Origin of the sequence: Rhodococcus sp. ENV425 (assembly GCF_002887785.1) — a bacterium.
Lineage (GTDB): Bacteria > Actinomycetota > Actinomycetes > Mycobacteriales > Mycobacteriaceae > Rhodococcus > Rhodococcus aetherivorans.
Genome location: NZ_PCZU01000268.1, coordinates 159,993 through 166,610, shown reverse-complemented (window position 1 = coordinate 166,610; position 6,618 = coordinate 159,993). Strand labels below are relative to the sequence as shown.

Annotated in this window: 7 protein-coding genes and 1 pseudogene; 3 read left to right on the top strand and 5 right to left on the bottom strand. The window is 70.6% G+C overall.

Going from position 1 to position 6,618, the window contains the following annotated elements; all coding sequences use genetic code 11:
- A pseudogene (locus tag CQZ88_RS24915) lies at positions 1-616 on the bottom strand (ABC transporter ATP-binding protein); the annotation flags it as partial.
- A 157-nt stretch (positions 617-773) separates the two neighbouring features.
- Between CQZ88_RS24915 and CQZ88_RS30055 the strand changes: the two are divergent.
- Genes CQZ88_RS30055 through CQZ88_RS24905 form a run of 3 tightly spaced genes read left to right on the top strand, consistent with a single transcriptional unit; the run spans position 774 to position 3,003 of the window.
- Positions 774-947: a hypothetical protein gene (locus CQZ88_RS30055; protein WP_006937887.1), complete on the top strand. Its 174-nt coding sequence runs from the start codon at positions 774-776 to the stop codon at positions 945-947.
- Positions 948-1,003: 56 nt separating this feature from the next.
- On the top strand, positions 1,004-2,473 hold the full coding sequence (locus CQZ88_RS24910; RefSeq protein WP_164528090.1) for a trehalose-6-phosphate synthase: 1,470 nt from the start codon (positions 1,004-1,006) through the stop codon (positions 2,471-2,473).
- A complete protein-coding gene (locus tag CQZ88_RS24905; protein WP_102800445.1) occupies positions 2,470-3,003 on the top strand; it encodes a response regulator in 534 nt (177 codons plus the stop codon). The genes CQZ88_RS24910 and CQZ88_RS24905 overlap by 4 nt, the downstream gene beginning before the upstream one ends.
- 13 nt (positions 3,004-3,016) lie before the next feature.
- On the opposite strand, the gene CQZ88_RS24900 is transcribed toward CQZ88_RS24905, so the two are convergent.
- From CQZ88_RS24900 to CQZ88_RS24885, 4 genes are all read right to left on the bottom strand, one after another.
- Entirely contained in the window at positions 3,017-3,601 is a 585-nt protein-coding gene (locus CQZ88_RS24900; RefSeq protein ID WP_029541061.1) for a hypothetical protein, read from the bottom strand.
- Complete coding sequence (locus CQZ88_RS24895; protein ID WP_050034586.1) at positions 3,598-4,128, bottom strand: hypothetical protein; 531 nt, start codon at positions 4,126-4,128, stop codon at positions 3,598-3,600. The genes CQZ88_RS24900 and CQZ88_RS24895 overlap by 4 nt, the downstream gene beginning before the upstream one ends.
- Complete coding sequence (locus tag CQZ88_RS24890) at positions 4,128-5,543, bottom strand: MCE family protein (RefSeq protein ID WP_065923035.1); 1,416 nt, start codon at positions 5,541-5,543, stop codon at positions 4,128-4,130. The genes CQZ88_RS24895 and CQZ88_RS24890 overlap by 1 nt, the downstream gene beginning before the upstream one ends.
- On the bottom strand, positions 5,540-6,618 hold a 1,079-nt coding region (locus tag CQZ88_RS24885; protein WP_258008770.1), incomplete at its 5' end, for an MCE family protein. The genes CQZ88_RS24885 and CQZ88_RS24890, both read right to left, overlap by 4 nt.

The following is a 6,618-nucleotide window of genomic DNA, read 5'->3' as shown; positions in this document are numbered from 1 at the left end:
ACGCCCGCGCCACCGCCTCCTGCTGTGCGGTCATCCGCCGGGTCAGCAGCGGGGTGGCGCGGTCGAGCGCGACGAGGATCGCAGGCGTGCCCAGCAGCACCAGCAGACCGAGGGGGACGTCGACGAGCAGCAGCGCCACCGCGGCCCCGGCCACCGCGGTGATCGCCGCGGCGGTGGCGGGCACCACGTGCAGGATCTGCGCGGCCCGCCCGGCGTCGGTGGTCGCCACCGCCAGGAGTTCCCCGATGCGCAGGGAGGTGCGCACCCCGCGCGGATCGAGGATCCGGCGCGCCACCGTGACCCGCAGCCGGTGCGACTCGGCCTCGATCGCCGCGACGAGCCGGCGCGCGCCGAAACGCCACGAGTAGGTGAGCACGACGAACAACGCGGCCAGGCCCGCGAGGGCGACGACCAGCGTCGGGACGTCGCCGCTGGTGACCGGTCCGTCGATGATCGCCCCGATCGCGACGGGGACGAGGGTCTCCATGACTTGGTGCAGCGAGACCAGCGCGGTGCCGATCGCCAGCGCGACCCGCTGGTTCGCAATCGTGTGCCGCAGCAGCCGCAGACCCGGCTCCTTCCCCTGATCGATCCGGCGATCACCGTCGCTGCTCATGCCTCCCACCACACGAAACTCTCCGTTCCCCGTCCCCGCTCCCAGAAGTGAGCCAACCCTAACTCGTGGAGCGGCTGGCGTCGGAGTCGCCGGTTCTCATAGAGTCGCACTACGAATGACCTGCTCGAACGGAGCAGCCAGCCCGGGAGGAACCACCATGGCCGCGGACGCCACCACCGAGAACGACATCCCCGACGAGGAACTCGAACCCGTCGCGGACGAGACGGCCCGTCAGGCACAGCGTGTCGTCGCTGCCTACGCGGAGGATGCGGACGAATGCCGCATGCTGCTGTCCATGCTCGGCATCGGGCCGAACCCGAAGACGGACTGAGCGGATACCGGCGAACAAGGACAGAGGAGCACCACGTGGCTGCAGGTGAGGAGTCGATGCACGTGGGTGGTTCGGACTTCGTGGTCGTCGCGAACCGCCTGCCCGTCGACCTCGAGCGTCTTCCGGACGGCTCGACCCGATGGAAGCGCAGCCCGGGTGGCCTCGTCACCGCGCTCGAGCCGATCCTGCGCAACAACCGCGGAGCGTGGGTCGGCTGGGCCGGTGTCGCCGACGCCGAGCTCGACCCGATCGTCGAGGACGGCCTCGAGCTGCATCCGGTGCCGCTGAGCGGGCAGGAGATCGCCGACTACTACGAGGGCTTCTCCAATGCGACGCTGTGGCCGCTGTACCACGACGTCATCGTCCGGCCGGAGTACCGGCGGGAGTGGTGGAACACCTACGTCGAGGTCAACCGCCGGTTCGCGGAGGCGACCGCGAAGGCGGCGGCACAGGGCGCGACGGTGTGGGTGCAGGACTACCAGCTGCAGCTGGTGCCGAAGATGCTGCGGATGCTGCGGCCGGATCTGACCATCGGCTTCTTCCTGCACATTCCGTTCCCCCCGGTGGAGCTGTTCATGCAGATGCCATGGCGGACCGAGATCGTCGAGGGCCTGCTCGGCGCCGATCTGATCGGCTTCCATCTGCCCGGCGGTGCCCAGAACTTCCTGTACCTCGCGCGCCGGCTGGCCGGTCATCAGACCTCCCGCGGCACCGTGGGTGTGCGCTCGAAGCTCGGGGTGGTGCAGGTCGGGTTCCGTGCGGTGCGCGTCGGTGCGTTCCCCATCTCCATCGACTCCGGACAGCTCGACGAGCGGGCCCGCCGCAAGTCGATCCGCGACCGCGCCAAGCAGATCCGCAAGGAGCTCGGCAACCCGAAGCACATCATGCTCGGCGTCGACCGGCTCGACTACACCAAGGGCATCGACGTCCGGCTCGACGCGCTGCTCGAGCTGATCGCCGAGGGCCGGGTGGATCCGGCCGAGACGGTGATGGTGCAGCTGGCCACCCCCAGCCGCGAGCGCGTCGAGTCGTACGTGCAGATGCGCGGCGCCATCGAACAGACGGTCAGCCGGATCAACGGCGAGTACGCCGAGGTGGGCCGGCCCGTGGTGCACTACATCCACCGGCCCATTCCGCGCGACGAGCTGATCGCGTTCTTCGTCGCGGCCGACGTCATGCTGGTGACGCCGCTGCGCGACGGCATGAACCTCGTCGCCAAGGAGTACGTGGCCTGCCGCAGCGACCTCGGCGGCGCCCTCGTCCTGAGCGAATTCACCGGGGCCGCAGCGGAATTGCGCCAGGCATTCCTGTGCAATCCGCACGACCTCGAGGACGTCAAGGACAAGATGGAGGCGGCGCTGAACCAGTCCCGCGAGGACGGTCGGCGGCACATGCGGGCACTGCGCCGGCAGGTCCTCGCCCACGACGTGGACCGGTGGGCGCGCTCCTTCCTCGACGCACTCGCGCATCAGGGCGCGGCCGGTCCGGCGCTGATCGCGCCGGCGGAGGTCGGCGAGCCCGAGTGACAAGCACACCGGACCGCGAAGCCTACGGTGTCCGGTCGTCGTCCGAGCGCAACGTCGAGGAGGCGACGACCGGGACGCCGGCACCACGCATGCCCACGCCCGCCGATTCCCTCGACGTGCTGCTCGTCGAGGACGACGCCGGGGACGAGCTGATCATCCGGGAGTCGTTCGAGGCCAACGAGATCGGCAGCACGCTGCACGTGGTGCGGGACGGCGCGGAGGCTCTCGACTTCCTGTACCGGCGCGGGGCCCACGCCGGCGCCGTGCGGCCGGCGCTGGTGCTGCTCGATCTGAACCTGCCGAAGTACGACGGGTGGCAGGTGCTCGAGGCGGTCAAGGCCGATCCCGACCTGGCGTCCATCCCCGTCGTCGTGCTGACGACGTCCACCGCCGAGGAGGACGTGGTGCGCAGCTACCGGTTGCGGGCCAACGCCTACGTCTCCAAGTCGGTGGACTTCGACCGGTTCGTCGCCACCGTGCGGCACATCGACCGGTTCTTCGTGCACATGGTGCGCCTGCCCGGCCGCTGACCGTCCGCCCGGCTCAGATCGGGGTCAGGCGGCTCACCAGCCAACGGCCGTCGTGCTTCTCGAGTTCGACGCGGACGCGGCTGCCGCTGCTGACCGCCTCGGGATTGACGGAACTGGTGGTGATCTGGTTGAGGAACAACAGGGTCACCGCCCGATCGGCCTCGGCCGACACGACCGACGACGCCTGCACACTCACCTGCACGGTGATCGCCTTCTCCTTGGCGCCGGGCGCGATGACGTTCTTCATCAGGTTCGTGTACTCGTCCCGGAAGTCGCCGGTGAGCCCGTCGGAGGCGGCGGCGACCTGCTCGTCGACCGTGGCGTGGTCGTACGCGAGCATCGCGACGGCCTGCTCCTCGGCGGCCTGCAGGGCCTCGGTCCGGGCGGCCTCGGCGCCGTCGCGCTCGACCTTGTCGTACACGCCCACGCCGACGAGGCCGGCGAGCACGATCGCCGCGGCGGTGAGGGCCGCGAGCAGCATCCGGCGCGCACCTCCCCCGGAGCCGGGCTGCGCCGTAGCGCTTTCCGCGCCCTCCACGCCCGCGGCGTCGTCGGTCTTCTCGAGGGTCACGGCCTCGTCCTTCGAATGCTCGGTCATGGTACGAAATCCACCTTCGAGGCCAGCAGCCGACCGTTCTCGTCGCAGATCGTCACCCGCAGCCGGAAGTCGCGGGGCTCGGGTTCGGGCTGTTCCGCGTTGCTGACCATCGACCGCGCGGCCACGAGCGAGGACATGCAGGCGCCGTCCTCGGCCTGGATTCCGGCCTCGATCACCTCACCGGTGGTGTCCACGTTCGCCTTGGTCACCACATCGACGAAAGGCCCTTCGCGTCCTTCGAATTCGGCCTTGAAGTCACCGGTCGCCCCGTCGAGCAGACGCTGTACGTCCTCGGCCGCGCTCTGCGGGTGGATGGTGGTCAGATTCAGCACGGTCTGCCGCGCGGCCTGCAGGTACGCCGCCCGCCGGGCGTCGTGGTCGCGGTCGGCCGTCGCGCCGAGCCACAGCCACACTCCGGCGCCCACCAGGGCGAGGACGATCAGGGCTGCGACCGCGGGGAGCACCCGGCTCTGCCGGGCGGGTCCGGTCTCCGGCGTCGATGTCGTGGGGGTCTCTTCGTCCGCCATCAGCCTTGCTGCGCCTTCATGTACGTCTCCAAACTGGTCTCGGGGCCGGTGTCGACGTTGCGGTACACCGTACCTTCGGGACCGATGTACGTTCCCGTCGCCGGGTCGATGCCGCGCGCCGTCACCCCGGCGGGCGCGGCCGCGCCCGTCCCGGTCGCGTGCGAGGCGGGCACCGGCATGTCGCCTTCCGACTGCACGGGCGTCGGGGCGCCCCGCCACGGGTTGTCGAGGTATTCGGGCTGGTACCCGTTGCGGCACGCCTCCGGCGTGGGGGCGCGCCGGCCCGGGAACTCCATGCACGGCAGGTTCCGCGCGCCTCGCACGGCGTTCGGATCCGACTGCGGGAGCTTGCAGTACACCTCGCCGGGGGTGTCCACCATCGTGGTGTCCGCAGGGCTGCGCCACTGTTCGGGCGGCAGGAAGCCGGACAGGCACGGCGGCGGATCGTGCAGCTGCAGGTGGAAGTCGACGACCGCGCCGTCCTCGGCCGGTCCGCTGCCGGCCGCGGTGATCAGCGCCGTGGTCATCGGCGGGTACAGCACCAGGATCTGTTCGATGCCGGCGTTGTAGAGCACGCCCACCTCCCCGACGCCGACCATGTTGGCCAGCAGCAGCGGCAGCGTCGGCCGCAGGTCCTGCAGCAGCTGTTCGGCCTCGGCCGCGGCGCCCGGCCCCTTCGCGAGCACCGCCCGCAGGTCGGTGTCGGCGGCCCGCAGCCCGTCGGTGAACGTCAGCATGTCCCGCGTCCAGGAGCGGATCGCGTCGCTGGTGACGACCTGGGTGTCGAGCAGCGGACCGAGCTGATCGAGCAATGCCTTCGTCTGCTCGCTGCCGGCGCTCGCCTCCTGCACGAACAGGCGGGTCGAGTCGATCAGCCGCTGCAGGTCGGGCCCCGACCCGTTGAACGCGTCGAACGACTCGTCGACGACGGTGCGCAGCCGTGTGTCGCTGATGCTGGCGAGCAGGACGTCGGCCTGGTCGAGCAGCTCGCCCACCTCCTGCGGCACCGACGTCCGGTCGGCCGGGATCACGTCGCCGTCCGACAGATACTCCCCGTTCGAACCATCTTGCGGGGGAACGAAGTCCACGTACTGCTCGCCGACGGCGGACACGCTGCGGACCGCTGCGTCGACGTCGGCGGGGATCGAGCGGTCGCTGTCGATCGACAGGATGGCCTCCACCCCGGCCGGCGACAGCTGCACCTTGTCGACCACCCCGACGGTGTTGCCGCGGTAGGTGACGTTGGCGTGCGGGTAGAGCCCGCCGGTGGAGGGCAGTTCCACGATCACCGTGTACCGGCCGACGCCGAGCAGCTGCGGGAGCCGCACGTACTGCAGCGACATCACCAGCAACCCGACCACCGTGAGCACCGAGAAGATGGCGAGCTGGATCCGGACGAACTTCGACAGCATCATGGCGCGGGCACCCCCAGCGGGGGCAGCCCCGGAACGGTGATCTCCCCCAGACCGGGGACCGACAGCGTTGCGGCCGGGCCGGGCGCGGGTTGCGCGGCCGGCTGCTGGAGCGGGGCCTGGAAGGGGTCCGCGGACTGGGCCGCCAGCCCGGCGTCCCGGCCGAGGATGCCTTCCGGGCCGGCGAGGCGCCCGGCGAGCGGGGTGCCGGTGAGGAAGTTCAGGTCCAGCCGTTCGAGGGTGAGGTCGATGGTCATGGCGAGGTTCGCGTAGTCGCCCCGGATCACCTGGTCGATGCCGGCCTGCGGGAACGGATAGGTCAGCAGCACGCCGAGCACCTCGGTCAGCGCGTTGCCCGAGTCGGCGAGCGCACGCAGTGTCGGAGCCAGCGCCTGCAGGTTGGTCTGCAGGTCGTCGCCGCTGTTCTCGACGAGCCGGCTGGCGACGGTGCTCATCTCGCCGAGCGAGGTGAGCGCGGTGGTCAGGTCCTGCCGCTGTTCCACCAGCACGTTCAGCGCGGCCGGCATCTCGTCGAGCGCACGGACGAGGGTGGCGTTCTGCGCGTCGACCGTCCACGCGAGCCGATCGATGCCCTCCATCGCGGCGATGATGTCGCCGCGCTGCCGGTCGAGGGTGCCGACGAGTTCGTCGAGCCGCGGCAGCAGGTTCCGGATCGAGTCCTCCCGCCCGTTCAGCGCCGCGTTCAGCTCGGTGGTGATGTCGTTGATCTGCGCGAGTCCACCGCCGTTGAGGACCACCGACAGCGACGACAGCGTCTGCTCGGTGGTCGGGTACACCCCGGCCCGCTCGAGCGGGATCAGGTCGCCGTCCTCGAGCCGGCCCTGCGGCGGCTCGTCCGCCGGCGACGCCAGTTCGAGGTGCTGCGAGCCGAGCAGGCTGGTCTGCCCGATCTTGGCGGTGGCGTTCGCCGGGAGTTCGACGTCGCCGTCGAGGGCCACCGTCACGAGCGCGTGCCAGTCCTCGACCTCGATCTTCGTGACGCTGCCGACCTGGACGTCGTCGACCCGCACCGGCGAGTTCTGCGTCAGGGTGGTCACATTCGGCATCTGGATCCGTA

Bases quoted from the DNA above. Each gene is read 5' to 3' on its own strand.
- CQZ88_RS24895 (WP_050034586.1), bottom strand. From the start codon at position 4,128: ATGGCGGACGAAGAGACCCCCACGACATCGACGCCGGAGACCGGACCC.
- CQZ88_RS24900 (WP_029541061.1), bottom strand. From the start codon at position 3,601: ATGACCGAGCATTCGAAGGACGAGGCCGTGACCCTCGAGAAGACCGAC.
- CQZ88_RS30055 (WP_006937887.1), top strand. From the start codon at position 774: ATGGCCGCGGACGCCACCACCGAGAACGACATCCCCGACGAGGAACTC.
- CQZ88_RS24890 (WP_065923035.1), bottom strand. From the start codon at position 5,543: ATGATGCTGTCGAAGTTCGTCCGGATCCAGCTCGCCATCTTCTCGGTG.
- CQZ88_RS24910 (WP_164528090.1), top strand. From the start codon at position 1,004: ATGCACGTGGGTGGTTCGGACTTCGTGGTCGTCGCGAACCGCCTGCCC.